Annotated in this window: 21 protein-coding genes; 1 reads left to right on the plus strand and 20 read right to left on the minus strand. The window is 69.9% G+C overall.

Translation table 11 applies throughout. The features are described from left to right. Nucleotides 1–118: 118 nt before the first annotated feature. The 20 genes from AB0F29_RS06775 to AB0F29_RS06870 all read right to left on the minus strand — a co-directional run bounded on the left by AB0F29_RS06775 (nt 119) and on the right by AB0F29_RS06870 (nt 19839). Nucleotides 119–1231, minus strand: a complete 1113-nt coding sequence (locus tag AB0F29_RS06775) for a hypothetical protein (RefSeq protein WP_361868152.1) — start codon at nt 1229–1231, stop codon at nt 119–121. Nucleotides 1232–1235: 4 nt separating this feature from the next. After that, nucleotides 1236–3278: a methyltransferase, FxLD system gene (gene fxlM, locus AB0F29_RS06780; protein ID WP_361868155.1), complete on the minus strand. Its 2043-nt coding sequence runs from the start codon at nt 3276–3278 to the stop codon at nt 1236–1238. A 34-nt stretch (nt 3279–3312) separates the two neighbouring features. Further along, nucleotides 3313–4383 (minus strand): lanthionine synthetase C family protein, encoded by a 1071-nt coding sequence (locus tag AB0F29_RS06785; RefSeq protein ID WP_361868157.1) that lies wholly within the window; start codon nt 4381–4383, stop codon nt 3313–3315. Further along, the gene (locus tag AB0F29_RS06790; RefSeq protein WP_361868716.1) at nt 4380–6335 is read right to left on the minus strand and encodes a lantibiotic dehydratase family protein; all 1956 of its coding nucleotides are present in this window, start codon (nt 6333–6335) and stop codon (nt 4380–4382) included. Before AB0F29_RS06790 ends, AB0F29_RS06785 begins: the two co-directional genes overlap by 4 nt. Nucleotides 6336–6507: 172 nt before the next feature. Beyond that, on the minus strand, nt 6508–6693 hold the full coding sequence (locus tag AB0F29_RS06795) for an FxLD family lanthipeptide (RefSeq protein WP_361868159.1): 186 nt from the start codon (nt 6691–6693) through the stop codon (nt 6508–6510). Nucleotides 6694–6961: 268 nt separating this feature from the next. Further along, nucleotides 6962–7906: a Scr1 family TA system antitoxin-like transcriptional regulator gene (locus AB0F29_RS06800; protein ID WP_361868162.1), complete on the minus strand. Its 945-nt coding sequence runs from the start codon at nt 7904–7906 to the stop codon at nt 6962–6964. After that, on the minus strand, nt 7903–8616 hold the full coding sequence (locus AB0F29_RS06805; RefSeq protein ID WP_361868163.1) for a hypothetical protein: 714 nt from the start codon (nt 8614–8616) through the stop codon (nt 7903–7905). The genes AB0F29_RS06800 and AB0F29_RS06805 overlap by 4 nt, the downstream gene beginning before the upstream one ends. A gap of 157 nt (nt 8617–8773) precedes the next feature. Beyond that, on the minus strand, nt 8774–9673 hold the full coding sequence (locus AB0F29_RS06810; protein WP_361868165.1) for a zinc-dependent metalloprotease: 900 nt from the start codon (nt 9671–9673) through the stop codon (nt 8774–8776). Beyond that, nucleotides 9673–9891, minus strand: a complete 219-nt coding sequence (locus tag AB0F29_RS06815) for a DUF5999 family protein (protein WP_361868167.1) — start codon at nt 9889–9891, stop codon at nt 9673–9675. The genes AB0F29_RS06810 and AB0F29_RS06815 overlap by 1 nt, the downstream gene beginning before the upstream one ends. A 146-nt stretch (nt 9892–10037) precedes the next feature. Beyond that, a complete protein-coding gene (locus tag AB0F29_RS06820) occupies nt 10038–10613 on the minus strand; it encodes a DUF6624 domain-containing protein (RefSeq protein ID WP_361868169.1) in 576 nt (191 codons plus the stop codon). Further along, entirely contained in the window at nt 10610–11254 is a 645-nt protein-coding gene (locus AB0F29_RS06825; RefSeq protein WP_361868172.1) for a hypothetical protein, read from the minus strand. The genes AB0F29_RS06820 and AB0F29_RS06825 overlap by 4 nt, the downstream gene beginning before the upstream one ends. Beyond that, complete coding sequence (locus AB0F29_RS06830) at nt 11251–11748, minus strand: helix-turn-helix transcriptional regulator (RefSeq protein ID WP_361868173.1); 498 nt, start codon at nt 11746–11748, stop codon at nt 11251–11253. Before AB0F29_RS06830 ends, AB0F29_RS06825 begins: the two co-directional genes overlap by 4 nt. Before the next feature lie 122 nt (nt 11749–11870). Further along, complete coding sequence (locus AB0F29_RS06835; RefSeq protein ID WP_361868175.1) at nt 11871–13121, minus strand: acyl-CoA dehydrogenase; 1251 nt, start codon at nt 13119–13121, stop codon at nt 11871–11873. An 87-nt stretch (nt 13122–13208) separates the two neighbouring features. After that, nucleotides 13209–13853, minus strand: coding sequence for a GAF domain-containing protein (locus AB0F29_RS06840; RefSeq protein WP_361868178.1), 645 nt, complete (start codon nt 13851–13853; stop codon nt 13209–13211). After that, nucleotides 13853–14437 carry an ATP/GTP-binding protein gene (locus tag AB0F29_RS06845; RefSeq protein WP_361868717.1) on the minus strand — a complete coding sequence of 195 codons (585 nt, stop codon included), beginning with the start codon at nt 14435–14437 and terminating at the stop codon, nt 13853–13855. The genes AB0F29_RS06840 and AB0F29_RS06845 overlap by 1 nt, the downstream gene beginning before the upstream one ends. A gap of 52 nt (nt 14438–14489) precedes the next feature. Beyond that, entirely contained in the window at nt 14490–14909 is a 420-nt protein-coding gene (locus AB0F29_RS06850) for a DUF742 domain-containing protein (RefSeq protein ID WP_361868180.1), read from the minus strand. Further along, the gene (locus AB0F29_RS06855) at nt 14906–15424 is read right to left on the minus strand and encodes a roadblock/LC7 domain-containing protein (protein ID WP_361868183.1); all 519 of its coding nucleotides are present in this window, start codon (nt 15422–15424) and stop codon (nt 14906–14908) included. The genes AB0F29_RS06850 and AB0F29_RS06855 overlap by 4 nt, the downstream gene beginning before the upstream one ends. Nucleotides 15425–15494: 70 nt before the next feature. Beyond that, nucleotides 15495–16991, minus strand: a complete 1497-nt coding sequence (locus tag AB0F29_RS06860; protein ID WP_361868184.1) for an ATP-binding protein — start codon at nt 16989–16991, stop codon at nt 15495–15497. 47 nt (nt 16992–17038) lie between these two features. Continuing rightward, nucleotides 17039–19063, minus strand: coding sequence for a glycoside hydrolase family 15 protein (locus AB0F29_RS06865; RefSeq protein ID WP_361868185.1), 2025 nt, complete (start codon nt 19061–19063; stop codon nt 17039–17041). A 149-nt stretch (nt 19064–19212) separates the two neighbouring features. Further along, a complete protein-coding gene (locus tag AB0F29_RS06870) occupies nt 19213–19839 on the minus strand; it encodes an ATP-binding protein (RefSeq protein WP_361868188.1) in 627 nt (208 codons plus the stop codon). 144 nt (nt 19840–19983) lie between these two features. On the opposite strand from AB0F29_RS06870, the gene AB0F29_RS06875 reads away from it, so the two are divergent. Continuing rightward, complete coding sequence (locus tag AB0F29_RS06875; protein ID WP_361868190.1) at nt 19984–21324, plus strand: hypothetical protein; 1341 nt, start codon at nt 19984–19986, stop codon at nt 21322–21324. Nucleotides 21325–21327 lie beyond the last annotated feature (3 nt).

Consider the following 21327-nt stretch of genomic DNA (forward strand, 5'->3'; position numbering starts at 1 on the left):
CTTGCGGGCGCGGGATCCCTGGTCCGGCTTGGAGCGGCTCTGTACCAGTAGTGGCCGAAACGCCGACGCCGCCGCGTGACGGCGGACCATCCGCGAGTTTTTTCCGGTCGTCCCGCTTTTAGAGGGGATGTGGTTCCGTCGTGAGCAGTCTTTCCAGCTCTGCACCCGCCTGGGCGACCGCGTCCGTCAGCGCCTCGTGGTGGGGGGCGGGCAGGACGCCGGATCCCAGTCCGGCCGCGGCGATCACCGAGTTGAGCGCGTGGGTCGAGCCGCGGTCCAGGGCGGACGCGGCCAGGGGGTGGCGCAGTACGTCGCGGGCGGCGTAGGCATCGAGCCGGGCCGCCTCGACGATGGTTTCGATCAGCGTGCCCGCGTACTGCCCGTAGGGATCGAGTTCGAGGGCGGTCAGGCCCACCCGGGTCTGGAACACGGCGGTGGACGGGTCGGGAGGGGCGATGAGTACGGCGGCTTCGTCCAGGGTGTGCTGGAGGTCGGCCCGCGCAATCGGTACGCCGGCGGGACGGCAGTGGGCTCGCAGGAGCAGACCGATGGCATTCTCCCAGGGTTCGGTGGGCTGGGTGGCGTCGATCAGGTCGAGGGCCTGCTGGCTTCGTCCTTGTTCCATCAGAGCCATGATCTTGATCTGGCGGCCGTCGAGGAGGCGGTTGCCGATGCCGCGGTGCTTGGCCATGGCTTCGGCGGCCTCCGTCCACCGGCCGATGCGGGCGAGGGCGCGGGCGCCGTCCACGAGCAGGGTGACCCACAGCTCCTGGCACACCTGCCGGTGATCGGCGTCGCTGCTGGTCAGCGCGGACAGGTCGACGGTGCGGCCGTCGATCTCTACCTTCGCCCGTTGTCGCGCGGCCTGATTGAGTCGGGCGAGGAGGTCATAGGCGGCCTGGCCCTGGCCGTCGCGTGTCAACAGCCGGGAGAGGTTGACCAGCGGCATCAGCGACATGACGCCGATCGGTCCGCTCAGGCGCCCGGCGTCGGCGAAGACCTGGTGCTGGCGCCAGCACAGGTCGGTGGCCAGACCGGACAGGCCGATGTCGGATGCGATGAGCGCGGCGTAGTTGAGGATCCCGCAGGCGCGGGCCACCAGGTCGTGGTGGCCCGCACCTGCGGGCGCGACGGTCAGCCCGGTGAGGTGGATGAAGCGGCTCTCCAATGGGAGTGCCGGTGCTTTGGTGCGGAGGACCAGGGGAATTCGGCTGACCAACGCGGGGATCATCGGCTCAGCCCTTGCGCGCCCAGTCGACAACGAGACGGCTGTAGGGCTTGTCGACGACGAAGCGCGAGTCGTCGGCGGTGAGCGGGCCACCGGAGTCCGCGACAGCCATCCGGAATCCCGGCTCCGGGGCGTCGTTGCCGCCGCTCGCGTCCCAGGCGCGGATCTCGTCCACGACGCGCTCGGCGAGGCCGGCACCGCTCTCGCCGTGGCCGATGACGCCGATCTCCCAGTACCGGCCCTGCTCGTCATCGCCCTCGCGGATGGTCAGGTACGCCAGCGACCCGCCGTCGAGCGCGGCCATGGATCCCCAGCCGAAGTGCGGTGTAAAGCCGGGGCGTTGGCCCGGAAGCCGGGACAGGCCGTTGGGCAGAACACACGCCAGGTACAGGTACAGCCACTCCCACGCCGATCCCGCGCGGAACTTCACCCCGGTGTAGAGCTTGGTCTGCTGCTGGTCGAGGACGAAGGGCAGCGCGTCGCGGTCGACGTGCTGTTCGCTGAACGTCTCCAGCCGGACGTTGCCCTCACCGGCCATCGGCACGAGGGTGTACACGTCGTCGCACACGCCCTTGCGCAGCGGGATGAAGGTAGCCATCTCGCAGGAGACGGTCTTCCAGGTGTCGCCGTCGCGTTCGAAGGCGAAGCTCCGGGAGATGCTGCCTCGGATGCGCATCGGCAGGACCAGGCGTCCGCCGGGGGCGAGCTGGTCGAGGATCTTCACCGGGACGTCGCCGGCGCCGACGGTGAAGATGATCCGGTCGTAGGGGGCGTGCTCGGGCAGCCCGGCGGCGCCGTCGGCCATGACCGCCGTGGCGTTGTCGACGCCGGCCTCGGCGAGGTGCCGGCTCGCGCCCGCGACGAGGTCCTGGTCGACGTCGAGGGTCCACACCTGCCCGTCGGGGGAGACGATCTTGCCGAGGAGGGCGGCGTTGTAGCCGGTGGCGGCTCCGGCTTCCAGGACCTTGTGGCCGGGCTGGGCACCGAGCTGTTCGAGCTGGGTGGCGACGATGGACGGCGCGGAGATGCAGGAGATCATCTCGCCGTACGCGTCGTGCTTGATCGGGACGGCGTCCTCCTTGTACGCGGCGTCCAGGTCGACGCCGGGCAGGAAGGCGTGCCGGTCGGTGGTACGGAAGGCGTCGATGGCCGCCTGGCTGCGCAGGTGGCCGCTGTCGACGAGTCGTTGGGCGAGGGCTTCGCGCAGCTGGTTGGGGTCGGTAACGGGTGTCACTGTGGTCTCCATTCGAGGGAGGCTAAAGTCCGCGGACACGGACTTGCGGGTAGACACGTCGCCTTCTCCGGTGGAGAAGGCGACGTGACGGCCGAGCCACGCGGTGGCGGCCTGCGCTTCGGCGGGCACGCCCGCGCGGTTGAAGGCGAAGATCGCGTGGTGGGCGATGACACCCCGGATTCCGCGTATCAGTCGGCCGTCGGCGGCGAGTTGGCGCAGGCGGCGGCCGGCGTCCTCGAACGCGGCGACGCGCTCGGCCCAGCCCGCCTCCGCGTCGGGCCGCCGGGCGGCGTCCGCGTTCATCAGCCGCCGCATCGCGGAGACGGCCCGGTCCAGCGCGGCTTGCTGGGGTGGGGTGGCGGGGGGCCGCAGGGCGGCCCACCGTGCGTACACGTCTCCGGCTTCGAACGGGTCCAGCCCGGCCTCGCGGATCATGGCGGACAGCAGCATCACGCTGCGCTCGCGGGCGCCCGGGGTGCCGGTTTCTGCGAGCGCGGCCGGGCTGTCGGCGCAGAAGACGTCGTGTGCGATGTCCATGCCGTCGGGGCCGCCGAAGGCATGAGTCTCCGGCTCGTAGATTCCGCCTGTCCAGCTGGTGACGACGCGGTCGGCGACGAGCTGGTCCAGCAGGTCGATGGCGGGCTGTTGGGTGCGTAGGCGGATACCGGCGTCCTTGCGTAGGAAGTGGAAGCGGTGTCCGGCCAGTGCGGACGCCAGGGCCAGGGCGGCGTCCCTGTGCGGAACGGGGAAGGTCACGGATGCGTGCCACCAGGACGCGTCCGGAGGGGGCGACAGGTTCTCGTCGTCGAAGGTCATGGGCAAGGGCTCCTTGCGAGGCGGCAGGGCGGGGTCAGGCGAGCAGGAGAGCGCGGGTCCAGCCGGTGATGTCGGTCGCGTGCAGCGCGAGTTGGGCGCCGACGCGGCCTTCCATGAATCCGGGTTTGGGTAGGTGTTCCCAGTCAGCGGCCAGTCGTCGGTGCAGGTCCTGGATGATCGGTGTGAAGCGTGCGGGGGCGGGGCTGTCGGCGGCGACAGCGCGGGTGAGTACCAGCAGGCCGGCCCAGCCGTGGCAGAGCGTCGAGTCGGTGATCCGGGCGAGGTGCCGCGGGTCGGTCAGGATTCCCTCCACGGTGTCCTCGGCCGCATGCCGCCGGGCGGGATCGCCGAGAGCGAGTGCGGCGAGCTGCTGGGCACGGGCGATGCCGGGCTGGCCGTAGCACCAGGACTGGCGGGCCGGTTCCGCTGCGGTCGGCTGCTCGGCGTCCAGGTGGGTTGCGGTGGACCAGTAGTGGGTGCCGTGCCGGTCGAGCCAGGTCGCGAACGTGCCGACGGCTTCCTCCTGACCGGGGACGCTGACTCCGGCGCGCAAGGCGAGGGACAGCACGGCCAGAGGCCCCGCGACGCCATGGGCCATGCCGTTGTTGCCATGCCCACCGGCCATCTCCTTCCCGTCCGGGCCGACCGCCGACCACCACCCGGGCAGCACCCGGCCTTCACCGTCGGCGGGGTGCGCGAGCGCGACGAGGCGGGCGAGCACGGCGGGCAGCCGGGGCGCGGGCTGGCGGCGGGACAGCAGCAGGGCGGCGAGTCCGCTCAGGCCGCGGATGAGGTCCCATTCGGCGAGGTCAGGCAGCGCGCCGGCCGCCTGACGGCGGTGGGCGGCGGCGAGCCGGGCGTCTACGACTTGGTCGACGGCCGCGCGGACGTCATCCCCGGCCGCGTAGGCCCGGGCCAGGACGAACTCCAGGGCGGGTGCGCCGTGGAAGAGGCTGGCGTTGCTGCCGGTACTGACACCGCGGGCGGTCGCCTGGGCGAGGTGGCGGCGGGCGGTGGACAGGTCCCGCCGTTCGATGTCGAGCAGGGCCATTCCCAGGGCGCCCTCGGACAGATCCTGCCGACGGGGCACGGGTGCCGTGGTCATGAGCGCCTGGCCAGGGGGACGACGATGCTGTGGGCCCGGCCGTCGATCCACCCGTCGGCGGCCGGCGGGGGAGCATCGTGCAGAGTGGCGATGCCGAAGGGGCTGGCGTCCAGGTGTGCGCGCAGGAGGTCCAGGTCGACATCGCGGGTCAGGTCGAGGGGGAGCTGCTGGTCGTCCTCGGCAAGCAGGACCCGCTCCGGCACGCTGAACCGGGTACGCCAGTAGTGGAGTTGGTTTGCCCACTCATGGAGTGGTGCGGTGCGGGCGGGCAGCGTGCGGCTGCGGATCTTCCACCGTGCGGCTGTGAGAATGGTGCGTCGGTAGGTGAGGGCCGGGGTGAAGGGCAGGGCCCAGGCCGCGCCCCAGTCGAACCAAGTCACCTGCGGGTGCGCGGCCCGGCTGATCTCGCCGAGGAAGCGGGCCATGGGCGGGGTGTAGTTGTTCCACAGGAAGTTGATCGCGGTGGGGGCCAGCAGCTCCAGTCGCTTGCCGGTCGCGGATTCCACCAGCTGGGGGCGGCCTCCGGTGACGGTGACAGCGAGGTCGCGGGGGAAGAGGACGTGCGGAGCGGGGCGACGGAATTCGCCGACGCTGACGACGCGGGGTAGGGCCTGCGGGGCGCGGGTCAGCAGGTCGGCCGGTACCCGCCCGGCGTGGAACGAGAGCTGTACGAGTTCCGCCTCCGGATCAACAGTGGGCAGGTGCGCGTACGCTTCCTCGGCGCCGGGGAACAGGTGCCAGAACCGGCCGGTCATCGATCCGGCCGAGCGGGACACGGTCAGAACGCGCAGCCGGAAGTCGCCCCGGTTCAGGGCCTGGACGGAGGTGGCGTGCACCTGGGCGGCCAGTTCGAGGTGGGGCGCCCATCCTTGAGGTTCTCCGGCCGCGGCTTCCAGTTCCTCGATCATGGTCCCAGTCAGAGAAACGGTGTGATCGCCTTCGGCTGTGGCGGTGCCGGCCAGCTCCAGCAGCAGACGGTCGCGCCGGGACATCGGCCGGGGCGGTTCACTCGCCGTGACGAACCCGGCCGGGAAGCCCATACCTCGGTCGGGATCCGTGGCCACCTCCACCGGCACCGTGGTGTTCTCGCCGTAGCGCTCGGTAAACTGCGCGGCCCACCGGCGCCAGGTAGGTGTCCCGTTCGGATGGGTGACCAGGCGGGCCAGGATGGTCGCCGCCGTCTCCGCCTCGGTCAGCACCTGCTGGGGCAGTCGCACATCGGCGTCCAGCCGCAGGTCGCACGCCGTCCGCAGGCCCGCCGCCTGGACCTTCACCGCGGCCGGTAATACGTCTGTGGGGAAGGCGAAGGTCGCGGGGGCGCGGAGCGAGGAGCGCAGCAACCTCACCCGTAGCAGTTCACCCAGAAGCCGGTCGCGCGCCGCTTCGCTCGCGGCAGGTAACTCCGAGCCCAGCTTGTCGGACAACTGGCGGTACTCGATCGGAGTTCGGGCCAGGTCGAGCACGAGGCGCAGCACGGGGCTGAGGACAATACGGAATTCGGCATCGCCCTCGGACGGAACGTGAATGTGCTGGTCGCGCTGCCGGATCAGGGAGTTGACGCAAACTTCGACATCGACCATGCGCTGGGCATCGCTCTCCCAGGTGCTGAGCATCTCGTCGAGCCCGGCGGGGTCGGGGCGGGTGACGGCCTGGTGCTCCTCGCCGAAGCGGACGGAAGCGGACCGGCCGAAGCCGAGCAGGGCGACGCCGGCGAACAGGCCGTAGGGGGTTGAGCGACGGGCGTGGCGGATCGCGTAGCGGGCGGTGGCCAGCGCTGCCCGGCGCATTCGACGTACCTTCGGAGTGCGGCCCGCCATGATGGCTTGCACCTGCTCGGACAGGTGAGGGCTCGCTTGCGACACAGTCCGGCGGAAGTCGGCGTCGGACCACACCGTGCTCAGCCACGCGCGCCACTCTTCCGCAGTCGCTGTGGACGCCGGCCAGGGCGGCATGGCGGGCTCGGCGACGTGAACCGCAGCGCGCAGCATGGCCTGCCCCGCGCCCTCGTACTGACTGGGCCGTTGCCGTGTCATCAGCGCTCTCCTCATCTTCTGGCGTGACGGGCGGGGGCGTGCCGGACGGGGAGAGCCCCCCGTCCGGCACGCGCTGCCGGGGAGTCCCGGGTTACGAGGTGGTGCAGGCGCTGGGGCAGGAGCTGCCGCAGGTGTCGCCCGTGCTGCACATCAGGACGGTCTCGGCCGCCGGCGTGCCCTCGATGAAGGTGATGTCGAGCCCGAACGGGTCGTCGTCGGTCGTCACGAGGTCCGCCTGCGCGGGAGCGGTCGGCCTCTCGGCCTGGACAGCGGTCATGCATGCCTCCTAGGAGTGGTGGATGGTGCGGGATACCGAGACCCGGTCGGGCCTCGGGGTCTGCTGCCAGACGGGCGGCTGGCAAGTCGCCTGGGCCGTGGTGTCTGGGGGTCGGTGTGTCCTGCCGGGCTGCTGCGCGTTATGTCTGCGAGGGCGTGCGAGGCTATTCGGGCCGAAGGGGTGCCCGGTCAGATCGGGCCGATCTGCGCCGCCGTGACGACCGTTCCGATGGCGCCGACGAAGACGACGATCTGCAGGAGCCGCTTCATCACCCGCTGCCCAGCAGGGGCGGGTCGGCGGACATGGCCGCGTACCGCTCGTGGGCACGCTTCAGCAGGCGCACGGAGGCATCCTGGGACAGGCACAGGGCCGTGGCCTGGTTGAGGAACGCACCCTCGCGCTGGATCCCTTCGATCCCGCTGGAGTACCTGAGACGGGGGCCTTCGCAGACGTACAGGCGCATCGGTGGGGGCTCGGGGGAGTAGCCGTCCACCGGCGGCTGCGGAGTTTCTCTCGGCGAACGCACCAACAGCTCGGTGACGGTGAAGTACGGGTGGTCGTCGAAGCCCGGCGTCGGAGGCAGAACCCGGAGCCGGAGCCGCTCGTTGCGTACTTCGCAGAGGAGGTGGGCGAGTTGTTCGGCGAACGCCGAGTAGCCGCCCAGAGGCCGGCGCAGCACGCGGTCGTGGAGGATCAGCAGGGGTGCGCCGTCTCGTCGAGCCTGCGGCCGTGCTCGTGCGAGTGGACGAGGAGAGTGGAAATGGCCGGTCGCCCGCGCACGCCAAGCCCTGTACTGCGGTGACTGGTAGGCGTGGGGGATCTCCCACTGGCTGAAGAACCGGGCGCAGATCGCCACCTTTTCCACCGCGGCCAGCCGATCCTCCCAGTCCGGGTGTTGGTCCACGGCAGTCCGTGGCGGGCCTTCGTCGTGGGTGCCGGCCAGTCGGAGCAGGGCCCGGCGCGCCGCGTGGTCCTGGCCCACGTAGCCCGGGACGAATGCCGAAGCCTCCTTGAGGGAGAAGCGGAGGCCAGTGCCGCGTTCGATGCGGGCGAGCCGCGCCGTCTTCACTCCGGTGCGTCGAGCCATCGTGCCCAGCCTGGTGCCGGAGGACTCCCTCAGGTGCCGCAGGTACACGCGCAGCACAATGTGGCCCGCGTATTCCTGGGGCCGCGCCGCTCGGGGGGTGGCCCCCAGGTAGTCAGGGGAGGTCACGGCAACTCCGTTCGGCTGCTCTGGGACATGGTGCCGCCGAGGTCGACCAGGTCGACGGGGGTGACGCCGTGCAGGGTCTGGATATCCCGCATGGCGAGCGTCCACCGTTCCCTTGGGTGATCGATGTGGACCTTGAGGTGCTGCTTCGGGGGCAGAGGCATCATCCGGAGTGTCGTCTCGTCGAAGTCGACTCCGGCGATGCCCCAGGGCTGCGCATACTTGACCAGAGCTGCGGTGTATCCCTTACGCAGTTGAGGGCAGGCGTTGATCGACTCGTGTGCGCAGGGCAGGCAGACAGGCGGCGCCGAGGTTTGTTCTCCCTCGCTGAACGGCCGCCCTTTCAGCGCTCGTGCCAGGAAAAGGTGCCGCTCTCCCCACCGAGCGAAGTCGGCGTCGTACGTCGTCTCCCCGCATACCTGACAGAGCATGTGGTGCAGGGCCTGGCGCTGCCTCAGCGGGTGCACGTCGCCCAGGGCCGGAGTGCCCGAACCTTGTGCGATCGACTGCCTGACCCACAGGACGCCTCGGCGGCGATCGGCTCGGCTCAGCTCGTCGGCGTACCCGATCCCGGTGCCGCCGACGCCCGTCCTGCGGACGATGGTGCCGGGCAGAACCCGTTCGCTACTCCAGGGGGCGATGAAGGGCACATGTAGTCCCTGCCAGTAGAACTGGCGTTTCGGCTTCGGGATAGTGGTCTCGCCGTTGTTCATGGTGTGTCCGTGAGGTTGATAGTGGGCAGGGGGCGTCGTGCTCCTCGACCGGGGCGGGCGGGCCTGCGGGGAGGCGAAGACGGGTGCGTGCAGGGTCTCGACCGTCCGCTCGTGCGGGGCTGGGGGCAGGGCGCGGCCTTCTGGGGGAGGAGGACGGTCAGTCGGCGGAGCTTCGTACGCCGGCGTCGGTGAACGTCGCGCTTCCGAGTCGGGATGCCCAGAGCTTGGGCCGCGTGGGCTTATCGGCGGCAAGGGCAGCGACGGCGTCGGCCACCTCGTCCTTGCTGGGAAGGAGCAGCGGGTTGGACCACACCGCGTTCAGCTCCTGCGTGCCCACGGTTTCGATCGCCGACGCGACGAGCGCCCGGCCCACCTTGTACGGGTTGATTTTTGTTTTGAGGCGAGCGAGCTCCTTGCGCTTGGCCACTTCCTTGTACGACTCGGATTTCGGTGCGCTGTCGGCATCAACCGCGGTGTCGAACAAGTCGCGGGTGATGACCTGGTCCGCCCAGCGGGCGTGTCCTTCCTCCAGGAGGGACACGCCCTTTCCACCGAGGAGGGTCTTCGGCGTGCGCTCGGTCCAGTTCGTTCGGTGCCCTGACGCACGGTTCTGCGCGTGGTGGACCAATTCGTGCACGACCACTTGAGTGAGGAATTGCGGGTCGGACAGGACACCGGTGTGCTCCAACGCTTCCGGGACGAGAAGCGTCTGGGATTCGTCGGCTCCCGGGCCGGGTTGGGTGGCGGCCATCACCATGACCCCGCCCAGGTCTGCGGAGAGCTGGCGGAACTTGCGGAGCATCACGGTGCCGAGCAGCGCGATCCCGGGCCGATTCAAGAACGGCCTCAGCTCTTGGTAGGTCAGCAGGCGGCGGGCCATCGTCGCGGTCTGCTCGGACTGCCAGGTCTCCACCGGGACGATCCGGAAGGCCACCAAGCCCGGGAGGTCCAGGCCGGTCGTCGGCTTCACCAGCGGGGCGACCAGGGCCAGGATGCTGTCGACCTGCTCGCGCACGTCCTCGTGGCGGCCGGTCTCGTCCAATACGATCAGGTCCATCAGAATCCCATCCAGTTCCGGAGGGTGAGGGCCCCGTTGAGAGGCGCGCTGTCCGGCTCGATGATCTGGCCGTCCGGCTGGAGGCCACCGGTGTCCTCGAAGAGCAGGACACCGTTACAGAGCCGGGAGAACCCCACGCCGCTGTCCCGGGCGACGACCTTGGCGCCCTCACGGTCGGGCCCGTCAGCGGGCGGACAGGGCGGAGTGTGCGAGCACATGATTGTCCCTTCTGAGGTGCTGCTCTGGGCGCTCTCCAGCGTCGGCCGACCGGGGGAGCGAAATACAAGCCCGGCACCGGAGAGGGGGTTTATGGGAAACGGCGCTCGCCGTGCGTTCAGATGTCGTCCGCCGAAGGTCCGCTTCGTCATGCGGCCTCCCCGAGCACGACGGTCGGAGCGTCCTCGGCAAGGTGGCCCACCGTGTACCGGCGGCGCACCGCCTCCAGAGCGACGGTGATCGGCGGCAGCCCGACGGTGGCCCTGCGCCCGTCCACCGACTCCGGTGCGCGCAGCGGACACAGCGTGATGCCCTCGGGATTCAGCAGGAGCTGGGTTCCGTAGTCCTGGGCGCGCCCGCTGGTGATGAGGGCGCGGTCGTGCAGGTGCGCCCAGTGGTCGATGCGCGCGTCGCCGGCCTTCGCGGCGCGCTCCAGCAGGACGGTGGCGGTGCGTTGGAAGTCGGGTTGGTCGTCGCTGTGCAGAGCGATGCTCCATGCGGCGCGGGCGGCATCGGGGCCGACGAGACGGTGGCCGGGCCAGCCGTATTCGGCCAGGATGCGGCGCAGCCAGTTGGCGTCGGCGTGGTCGGAGTGTCGGCCCTGGCCGAGGCGGACGCCGTCGAGGTGGTTGCGCACGCGCCCCGCCCGACGTGTTGCCGCTTTCGTGGCCCGGTCGACGAGTTCGCGGGCGATGTCCGGCCGCAGCGGTTCGGTAGCCGTCACGTGATGCTCCGGCTGTCCGCGGCGGACCGCGGCTCCCGGACCCGGCAGCCGATGAGAGCTGCAAGCCCAGGCCGCTGCTCGGCGATGAGTTCGAGCCGCGCGACTGGCTCGCCGTGCTGTCCCTTGCTCGGTCCTCGTAGGTTCCAGCCCATGTCGATGACCCGGCGAAGGAAGGGGGCAATCGGATCAGCGTAGAGAGGATCGCTGGCGAGGGCCTCCGCGCGCACGAGCGGCAGGCCGAGCCTGGCGGCGAAGTCGGAGGCCCACAGGGTGATCAGCTGGACGGTGTTGTCGGAGTGGTCGGGGAGGGTGTGGACGCAGCTCAGGAAGAGGCACGGACCTTGGTCCCATCCGTGGCAGGACGTGTGTTGCGGGATCATGCAGGCCAGCAGCAGCCCGTCCTCGAACAGCCCGGCGGGCGCGGCCTGCGGGTCGCGGAACAGAGCCGGTATATCGGCTTGGGCGGGTACGGGCAGGCCGCGCATGGTGAGCCAGCGGTGACGGTCCTGGACGAGTGCGACGGCCTCGTCCCGCTCGGCGTCCGTGCTCAGGGTGCGCATCTCGTACACGGTTGCCGGTGCGGGCTGGCCCGGAGGGGTGGGCGACGGCTGGGTGAACGGCGCGGCGGGTGACGTGTTCACCGGGCGGCCCCGCTCTCCACCGTGCCGGCCGAGTTGGCGCCCAGCAGTCCCCACGCGTGGGCCAGGACGACGAGCTGGGTGACGGTTTCGGCGCCCGTCGTGTCGAGTAGTTCGTAGAGTGCGGTCCGGAGGTCGGCGGGGGCGATCTTGGCGGCGAGGGCGACGTCGCGGGGAGCACTGTGTTCAGCGACCGCCCTCAGCAGCAACCCCTGCTTCTCGGTGAGCACCGGCGCCGACTGCTCCGTTGCGGGCGGGGTGACCTGTTCGGCAGACAGCACAAAGTGCACGAGCACGTGCGGCTTGCAGCGGGGCGGCAAGTGGAGACACCGCCTGATATCGCGGACGTACTGACGGATTGTCTCGATCGCCAGGGCGTTCCTCGTGGCGATCTGTTGGGGGGAGAGACCCTCCACGAGCAGTTGAGCGACACGATGCTGAGCCGGACTCAGCGGCGTGATCGGCGCGCGGGTCGTCATGGACAGGGTCACGGGCATCTCTTTCTCGGTTGGGCTGACGGTTTCGGGAGGGGGTGCCGCCGGTCCCCGCGGGGGGCGGGGGCCGGCGGCACGGGCCCGTGCGCGGCGGTTGGGATTCACGGGGCGCCGCGCACGGGGGTTCATGCGGCCGTGGGGTCGGGCTGCGCCTGGGTGGCATCGGCGAGGCGTTCGGACCACTGGATGTGGTTCTCTCCGAAGGCGGCGTCGGCCAAGCGGATGCGTTGGACTTCGCCGGTTCCGGCCGGTGGGTAGGTGTGCTGGATGTCGCGCCACAGGCGCTGGAGGACGTAGTCGCGGTCCAGGGCCTGGGCGCCGTGCAGTTCCATGGCGTCCTGGGCCGAGGCCATGGCCCACTTGTGGCCCAGGTACTTCGCGTTGATCAGGTCGGCGTCGCAGGACAGGCCCTGGTCGAGGAGGTGCACGGACTGGTAGGCGAGGATGCGCCCGGCGCGCAGCCGGGCTTCCATGTCACCGACGCGGTCCTGCAGGACCGGCAGATCGGACAGGGCGCCCCGGTAGCGGGGACGCGCCTTGAGACGAGCGGTCGTGGTGGCCACGACCGCTTCGTGGATCCCGAGGCTGACTGCGGCCAGGTTGGGCCGGCCGTACAGGATGCTGCTGCTCTGGGCCACGCTCAGCCCTTGACCGATCTCTCCGACCACGTTGTCGGCGGGGATACGGACGTGGTCGAGGTCGAGGTGGCCGACGGAGAACCCACGCAGACCGAGGCCGGGGCGGTGGTCGGCGACGGTGAGCCCGGGGCGGTCGGATTCGACCATGAACGCGGTCAGGGCCTGGGAGGTGCGCACGCCGGCCTCGGCGGTCCGGGCGAGGACGAGGTGGGCTCCCGCGAGGTGGCTGTTGCCGATGTGGGCCTTGGTGCCGGTGATCACCCACTGATCGCCGGTGCGTTCGGCGGTGGTCTCGATGCCGCCGATGTGTCCGCCGGCGGACGGTTCGGTCACCGCGATCGACAGGAGCAGCGAACCGTCCGCCACCCTGGGCAGCCAGCGGGCCTGCTGTTCGATGGTGGCGAAGTTCAGCAGGGCGCCGACGGGGATCAAGGTGGCCTGCAGGATGGCTGCGGCAGCCGCCGAGACGCAGGCGATGCGGTGGATCAGGACCGTCTTGGCCACATGACCGGCGGCCAGACCCCCGAGGGCCGAGGGGACGGTGACGGCGAACCATTTCCGCGCGGCCATCAGATCGGCGACCTTGCGCTCCACCCGGCCCGGAGCGGCTTCCATCCGCCCGGCGCGCGGCGCGACGTGCTCGGCCGCGAAGGCGTCCGCCTCGGCCCACAGCAGTTCGTGGCGGGCGGTGAGGTAGGGCAGCAGCGCCGGAGGCGGTGTGGCGGGTGTGGCGGACATGGTCGTCTCCCTCTCCCTGGGTGAAAGTCGCACGGTGGAGCGGCCGGGGATCGCTGACGGCTCCCGGGTGGGGGTGGCGGAACGGGGTCAGCGGCCGGGCGCGGGGGCGATGCGGTCCATCACCTGCGCGCCGGCGCTGATGACGATGTCTCTGAGCCGTCGAGCCTCGTGCAGGGGGCGCTTCTCGGGGTCGATGACGCAGACCGTGCCCAGCACCGTCCCGCTGTCGTGGATGAGCGGAGCTCCGAAGTAGGAGCGGATCCCGACCGCGTCGACCACCTGGTTGCCGCTGAATCGGGGGGAGGCGTGCACGTCGTGCAGGGGGAGGGCCTTCTTGCGGGCCACGACCTCCGGGCACCAGCCGTGGTCGTGGCTCATGGTGCGGCCGACGATGACGTACCCGCTGTCCGCCGGCGGCTGGTGCAGTCCGACGAAGGTCTGCTCCTCCAGGAACAGGTTGACGAACCCGTACAGGAACCCTGCCTTCTCCGCCATGTCCTGGGCCAGCTCGTCGAAGTCCTGGCTGGCGGCGCTGGACACGCCCAGGCGCTCCAGAAGCTCGTACCGCTGGCCCAGTTCGATCGCCCGGTGGGCCGGCGGGGGCCCGGCGACGCTGGGTCCGGACGGGATGGACGGGCCGTGGAGACCGTTGCGCATGCCGCGGTGCGGTAAGGAAAGGACGGTTGGATCGGTTTGCGCCGTGAGGTGGCGGTCGGTGGGCTGGTATGACATCAGGCGTCCTGGAGGGTGGTGGTGGATGGAGGGCGAGCGGAATCTGCCGGTGCGTTCTTCAGGGAGTGGTCGACGAGGGTCAGCAGCACACCGGCGACATCACGCGGGTCTCGGGCGTCGCAGGTGACGACCGGTACGGAGGCGTGCAGTTCGAGGGCTACGCGGACCTGGTCGGGGTGGTAGCGATGGGCTCCGTCGAAGTGGTTCACGGCGACGACGAAGGGCAGGCGGATGTCCTCGAAGAAGCTGACGGCGGTGAAGCTGCTTGCCAGGCGACGGGTGTCGACCAGGACGACCGCGCCGACAGCTCCGCGGGAAAGGTCGTACCAGAGGTCCCCGAACCGGTCCTGGCCGGGCGTGCCGAACAGGAACAGCTCCAGGGGCACGGGCTCGGGCAGGCTGAGGCGGCCGAAGTCGAAGGCGACGGTGGTGGTCTGCTTCGCCTCGACCCCTTCCAGGCTGTCCACGTCCACGCTGGCCTCGGTGAGGTACTCCTCCGTGCTCAGCGGCGTGATCTCGCTGACGGCCCCCACGGCGGTGGTCTTGCCGACGCCGAAGCCCCCGGCGATCACGACCTTCAGCACGGTCGGTGCGTCGGCCTGCGGACGCGACGGAGTCAGCGACACCACGGCCGGGTCATCCGGCCTGGGCGTAGGTGACGGCATCGGGCCACTTCCTTTTCAGGCCCGCCGCGAGGGCAGCCAGTAGATGGGGGTTAGGACGCTTGTCTGCGTCTGCGTCTTCCTCGGAGGTGGCATAGGCGTCGGTGACGGAGATGACCAAGGCGTGGGCGTCCAGGAGGTCCGAGACGATGATTTTGACGGCGGTGACGGGGCGGCCGAGCCGTCCCGCGAGCTCGGCCACCGAACGGCGGTGCTCCCCGCACAGGGCGAGGATCTCTTCGCACTCCTCGGCCTGACCGGGGCCAGGCCGTCCGGGTCCGGCGTCCAGCACGGTGTCCACGCCCAGCAGATGCCGCGGCCTGGTGCGCCCGCGCGTCAGCGTGTAGGTCCGGACGAACGACGCTTCCTCGGCTGCGTCGCCGTGGGTACTCACCGGACCTCGTCGCCCGTGCCGACCCGGACGGGGATCTGCATGAACGGCGCGAATTTCTGGAGCAGCCGCCCCATCTCGAACCCGGCGGCGCCGGCGTCGGCGTCCGTGGCGGTGATGACGGCGAGGACGGTGTCCACCAGACCGTGATGGTTGCTGGGATGGCCCCCGAAGGCCGCACTCTGACCGGCGCTCTGGACGAAGAGGAGGCAGTCGTCGCGCTCGATCATGACCTGCCTGGCCGGCCGCTTCTCGTGGTTGGGGCCGGTGATGTTCGAGGCGATGGAGGCCACACCGCTGAGCGCGGCCGACAGCTCATCCGCCCAGTCTTTGTCCACCTCGCTGTCGAGGAGCCGCAGCCCGTCCCGCGACAGCAGGACGGCGTGCGTGACGCCCGGAACGTCGGAGACGAACTGCCGCAGCAGCCAGGCCATGTCCTCTCGCTGAAGGTTCGCGGGCGACGCAGAGGTGGTTGCGACGCCGGTCGCGGCGGGGCTCATCTCAGAGTGGGTGCTCATGGGTATCGCTCCAGAGAGGGGAAGGGCCATCGGATACGTCCGGGCCACGGGGAGAGGGGCTCGTCAGCCGTCAGCGCCTGGGCTGTCCGGTCGGATCAGGGGGCGAGCTGGTGCTTCGGCCGGACTCGATGCCGTTGCGGAAGGCGCCGGCGAGTCCTGGCCTCGCGGCCGTCGTCGGGGCTTGTCCCCGCTCGGGTGGCGGTCGGTGTGCGCCGGGCTGACGCGTACGCCGGGGAAGAGCGGGCGCAGGGGCTTCTCCGGCCAACGGTGCTTCTGCGGCGATCAGCCGACCCGCCCGGCCGGCCGATGCGTCGGCCGCCGCCGAAGGCGACGGTGCGGCCGGGCTGATCTCCTGGGGGCCGCTGTCTGCACCATCGAGGGGGTCAATCGCTACGAGGAGCCGGGCTGGAATGACCACTAGAGCCGTGGTGCCTCCCGTTACGTTCTCCTGGAGGACAACGGACAGACCGTGCGCCTTGGCGATCTTCGCGGCGACCAGCAGGCCGACCTGCCCGGATCGCAATTGACCGCTGACATCGACCTCATCGGGGGCCTTGAGCAGGTGGTTCATCTGTGCACGGGTCTGTGGATGCATGGGGATGGCCCGGTCCTCGACCTCGACCGCCAGCCCGTTCGGCACCCGCTGCGCCCGCACCGTCACCTTCGTCGCCGGATCGGAGTACTCGCAGCCGTTCTCGATCAGCTCGGCCAGCAGATGCGTCAGATCCGGACCCACGTGTCCCGGAAGCCCCAGCTCCGCGCCCACGGATCCAGCAGCAACTACCACGCGTGGGTACTGCACCACCTCGGAGACCGCACCGCGGAGCGTGGTGGTAACGGGCACCGGCCGGCGCACGCTGCGCAGGGACTGCCCGCCCAGCACCGCCGTGCTCTCGACCTGGCGACGCATCCGCGTCACGAGATGGTCGATCTCGAAGATCTTCGCCAGCAGTTCCGGGTCGTCGGTCAGCATCTCCAGCTGGCTGAGCGCCGTCAGGGCCTTGCTGACCAGGGCGTGCTCACGCATGGCCAGGCGGCGCAGCACTTCGAGAAGGACGACGGACTGGGACTCGTCGTGCACGCGTATCAGCGCGGCGACGGCCTGCACCTGGAGTGCACTCAACACGGTGTCGACCTCGGCGTTGGGACTGGCCGACTGCGGTGGTGCAGTGTCCGGCAGCGGCGGTCGTGCCCCTCGGCACAGCTCGTCCGCCGACCATGCCACCGACTTCTCCACGGCCGCCGCAGCTCCCGTGAAGGCGGTCAGCACCGCTGCTCGCCGTTCCTCGGCGGCCACCTGCACGGCGCCTGCGGCCGAGCGCGCTCCACGGTCTGCGACCCACGCGACGACGACGAGTCCGACGACAAGGCCGGCGACGAGGAGGCCGGGAGTCACCGTGGACAGCGACCAGGCGGCGAAGACGCCGCCCAGCAGTGCCGTAAGCAGTAGCAGGGGCCGTGCCACGGCACGACGGACACAGCGGATGGTGAGGGAGTCGATCTGCGGAGGCCGCCGTCTGCGGTGGCCGGTCGCAGCCAGCCGAGTCGGGAACGCGGTGTCGATCATGGATAGCCTTAACGGTGGTGGCTCACAGGGGGATTGGACCTTGACGCTCACCCGGGGCGCACGTCCTCGGGTGTGGTCCGCGCGACGAGGCTCGTCCGGCTGGCCGATGCGTTGACGAGTTCGCCGTGGAAGGCGGATTCGTCGTGCCTCGCGACGTTCAGGTCGGACCGGCGCGGGCGGTGAGTCGCGGCCGGTGTCGTTTCCGGCTGCGCTTCAGCTGCGTGAGGCGTATTCCGGCGTGGGGAAGGGGATTCGACGCGAAGAGAGGACTGGGTCCGCAGGAGATCAAGGCGCCGGGCGCTCTGGATCAGGCCCGTGTGGCTGAACGCCTGCGGGAAGTTGCCGAGCTGGCGCCGCTGGACTGGGTCGTATTCCTCGGCCAGAAGCCCGAGATCGTTGCGCAGCGCCAGAAGACGCTGGAACAGGGCGTGGGCTTCGTCCAGTTTGCCGATCAGGGCCAGGGCATCGACCAGCCAGAAGGAGCAGAGGATGAAGGTGCCTTCATCCCCCTTGAGGCCGTCCACCCCGGCGTGGTCACCGATCGTCGGGTACCGGCGCACGAGCCCGTCCCGTGTGGACAGCTCCCGGCGTACAGCCTCCACGGTGCCGATGACGCGCTGGTCGTCGGGCGGAAGGAAGCCGACCTGGGGGATCAGCAGCGTGGCGGCGTCCAGTTCCTTCGAGCCGTAGGACTGGGTGAAGGTGTTGCGCTCCGGATCGAAACCCTGGGTGCAGATCTCGTCATGGATCCTCTCGCGCAGCTCGACCAGATCCTCTACGTCCATGTCGAGGGCGCCGGCCTCGGCCAGGCGGATGGTGCGGTCGACGGCCACCCAGACCATCACCTTGGAGTGCACGAAGTGCCGGCGCACCCCGCGGATCTCCCAGATCCCCTCATCGGGCTCCTGCCAACGGCGGACCAGCTGCTCAATGAGCCGCCGATGCAGAACCGCGGTATCGGCGCAGTGGGCGACACCGCTCTGGTGCGCGAGATAGAAGGTCTCGATCACCTCGCCGTACACATCGAGTTGCAGCTGGTCCGCCGCCCCATTCCCGACCCGCACCGGGCCTGATCCCTCGTATCCCGGAAGCCACGGCAGCTCCCGCTCCGGAAGATCCCGCTCTCCACCGATTCCGTACATGATCTGCAGGTTCTCCGGATCACCGGCCACCGCCCGCAGCAGCCATCGCCGCCACGCCTGGGCCTCCTGCCGCTTTCCGATCCCCAGCAGGGCGGCCAGGGTCGTGGAGGCGTCGCGCAGCCAGGTGAAGCGGTAGTCCCACTGTCGTTCGCCTCCGATTTCCTCGGGCAGCGACGTGGTGGGCGCCGCGACGATTCCTCCGCTCGGCGCGTAGGTCATCGCCTTCAGCGCTATCGCGGAACGGACCACGGGTTCACGGAAGGGCCCGTCGTAGGTGCATTCCTGCGTCCAGTCCTGCCAGAAGGCGAGCGTCTCGCCGAGCGCGGCCTCCGGATCGGGAACGTCCGGGGCTGCCGCGTGGGAGGGGCACCAACTGAGCACGAACGCCGCGCTCTGCCCTGCGGCGACGGCGAATTCACTGACGATGACGCCGTCCTTCTCCACCTGTCGGACGCCGGTGTCGAGCCACAGCGCGTCCGCGCCGGACTCCGCGACCATCCGGCCCCCGGCCTCGTGGATCCACGGGCTGACGCTGCCGTACCCCGGCCTGGGACGAAGATCCGACACCATCGGCACCTCGCCGGTCACGCCCTCGACGATCCGGATCACCTGCGGTGCGCCGTCGCGCGGCGGCATGAAGTCGAGAACCCGTACCGACCCGGCCGGGGTGCGCCACACCGATTCAAGGACGAGCGAGTCACCGAGGTACCGGCGCTCGGCGACCGGTCCGGTGTCGTGTCGCCCGGCGGGCGGGGCCGGAGCGATCTGCCAGGAGCCGTGCTTCTGAGTGCCGAGCAGGCCGGCGAAGACGGCCGGCGAATCGAAGCGGGGCAGGCACAGCCAGTCGATCGAACCGTCGTCGCAGACATGGGCGCTGGTCTGCATGTCACCGATCAGGCCGTACTGCTCGATACGCGGAAGGCGAGTCATTGTGTGGATCTCCGTAGAACCCCGCGAACCGGGGATGGCTTCAGGGCCGCCACAGCGGCCGGGAACGGTAGAGCAGGAAGGGCGCGGTGGTCATCTGCGCGGGGAAGTCCGGTTCAACCCCGGTACGGACTCCTCGTCCCGGGGAGCGGTCATGCGGCGCACCCTGAGAAGGGGAGCGTGCAGTGCACGGTGGTTCCGTCGGTACTGACACTCCAGCAGTCGACGATGAACGTGACGAGCGTGAGCCCCCGACCGGACTCAGAGTCGGCATCAACCCGTCTCGGCCGCGCCGGAGCTGCGCTCGCGTCCGTCACCGAGATACGCACCAAGCCGTGCGAGGCCGAGATGGCGAACCCCACCTCACCTCCGCCGTGCTGAATCGCGTTGGTCACCAGCTCGCTGACCACAAGCTCGGCATCTTCGATCGTTGCGCCGGGCACGCCATGCTGGCTGAGGAAGGACTTGGTGGCCCGGCGCATTTCCCGTACTCGTAGCGGCTCGGGAAGAAAGGCGGCTTGAAAGGGCTGGTGGTGCGGTACCTCAAAACTCGTGACCCGCGGGCCGTTACGCCGGCTCTGCAGGCCCGCTCGGCCCGGGGTGCGGTGTGCAGTTGCGCTCAGCCTCATGCTTGCCTCGGCTTCGTGGGGAGTGCAGACCGGCCTACGCCACCCGAGAGATCCGATGCAGAGGGCAGCTAAGGGGAAGCCAAGGATTCCCGTGACAGTTCGCTCTCGCCATGTCACGGCGGGTATCACATCTGCGCTGTCGGGTGACATGAGGTATCACCGACATGTCATCTGAACCCCACATCGCCACAAGATCGCTTCGGACGGCAGGAGTTGGGCGATAGTTAATGGGCGGGGCTCCCCACCTGGCAGCCCTGTCGACCGTGACGGCCGGCTGCAAGGGAGACGTTGGCCATGGACCTGGACCCCCGAACACTGCTCCAAGCGCTTGTGCGGGAGCGCGGCTGGACCTACGACGACTTCCGGCGAGCCTACGAGGCAGCCGCCAGGGGGTTAGCCGCGGAAGACGGTATGTCTCCCCCTTCGGCGACGGTGGCGGAACTGACATTCAGGCGTTGGACTTCAGGGCGAACGAAGACGCTTCCCGCTAAACCGGCGCCCCAGGTTTTGGAGCGAATGTTCGGGTACGGTGCGCGGCCCCTGTTGAGCCCGCCGCCCGAGCGTCCGCTCGAAGCAGCACCGAACCACGTAACTGCGCTCAACGAAAGTGAAATTGCCATGACTGCTCGGGATGCCGCCGCGCATGCCGGCGATGCTGCCTCTCGCAGCGTTGCGGACATGACCCTCGAACAACTCCACGACGACGTCGCAGCCCTGGCCCGCGCCTATAACCGCACCTCGCCGATCGAGGTCTACATTCGAGCGAAGGGGCTTCTTGCGACCGCTCAGTCCGCGCTGGAACGCACCCAGGTGCCGCGTCAGCAGACGGAGGCGTATCTCGCTGCGGGGCAGTCGGCGGCGCTACTCTCCGCCATCAGCTTCGATCTGGGCTCCCTCCCCTCCGCTGTTTCCTTGTCACGGACGGCGGCACTGTATGGGAAGGTTATCGAGCATGGTCCCCTACAGGCGTACGCTCATGGGGCTCTGGCCTTTTTGTCCTTCTGGAGCGGGCGACCGTCGGAGTCCATTCGCTACGTTTCCACAGCGCAGGCGTTCGGGGGACTCGGCGATACAGCCCTGACACGGCTGTCAGTGATCGAAGCGCGCGCGTACGGGCACCTAGGTAATCGTGTCGCAGCAGAGAAGGCCGTACGAAGGGCCCTGGAGCAGTCCACCGGCAAGCGCGACGATCTTCACGACGATATTGGCGGGGAGTTCGCCTTTCCGAGTGACCGAGTCGCTATGAGTAACGCCACCACCTACCTTCTGCTGGGTGATGCGAATGGTGCCGAGGAGTCGGCGGAGCGAGCGCTTCTCCTCCTCGGCACCAAGCCCGAGGGCGAGCGACCGCTGCTGATCTCAACCCAAGCCTCCGTGGACCTCGCGCGGGCGCGGCTGCTGCGCGGCGAACTCGACGGTGTTCAGGATGCCCTCGATCCCGCCTTCGCCGTGCCCGCGGAGTGGCGAGGCGCGGGCACGCTGGAACGCATGGCCGAAGTGCGATCCGGCCTCTGCCACCCCGACTTCAGCAATTCGGCGGAGGCCCGGACGCTCGGGGAGCGCATCGAGGAGTACAGCGCAGCTGCGACGGCCCACCGGCTCGGTGCGGGAACACCGCTAGCCATTGAGGGCTGACCC

The organism is Streptomyces sp. NPDC026589 (assembly GCF_040638385.1).
Lineage (GTDB): Bacteria > Actinomycetota > Actinomycetes > Streptomycetales > Streptomycetaceae > Streptomyces.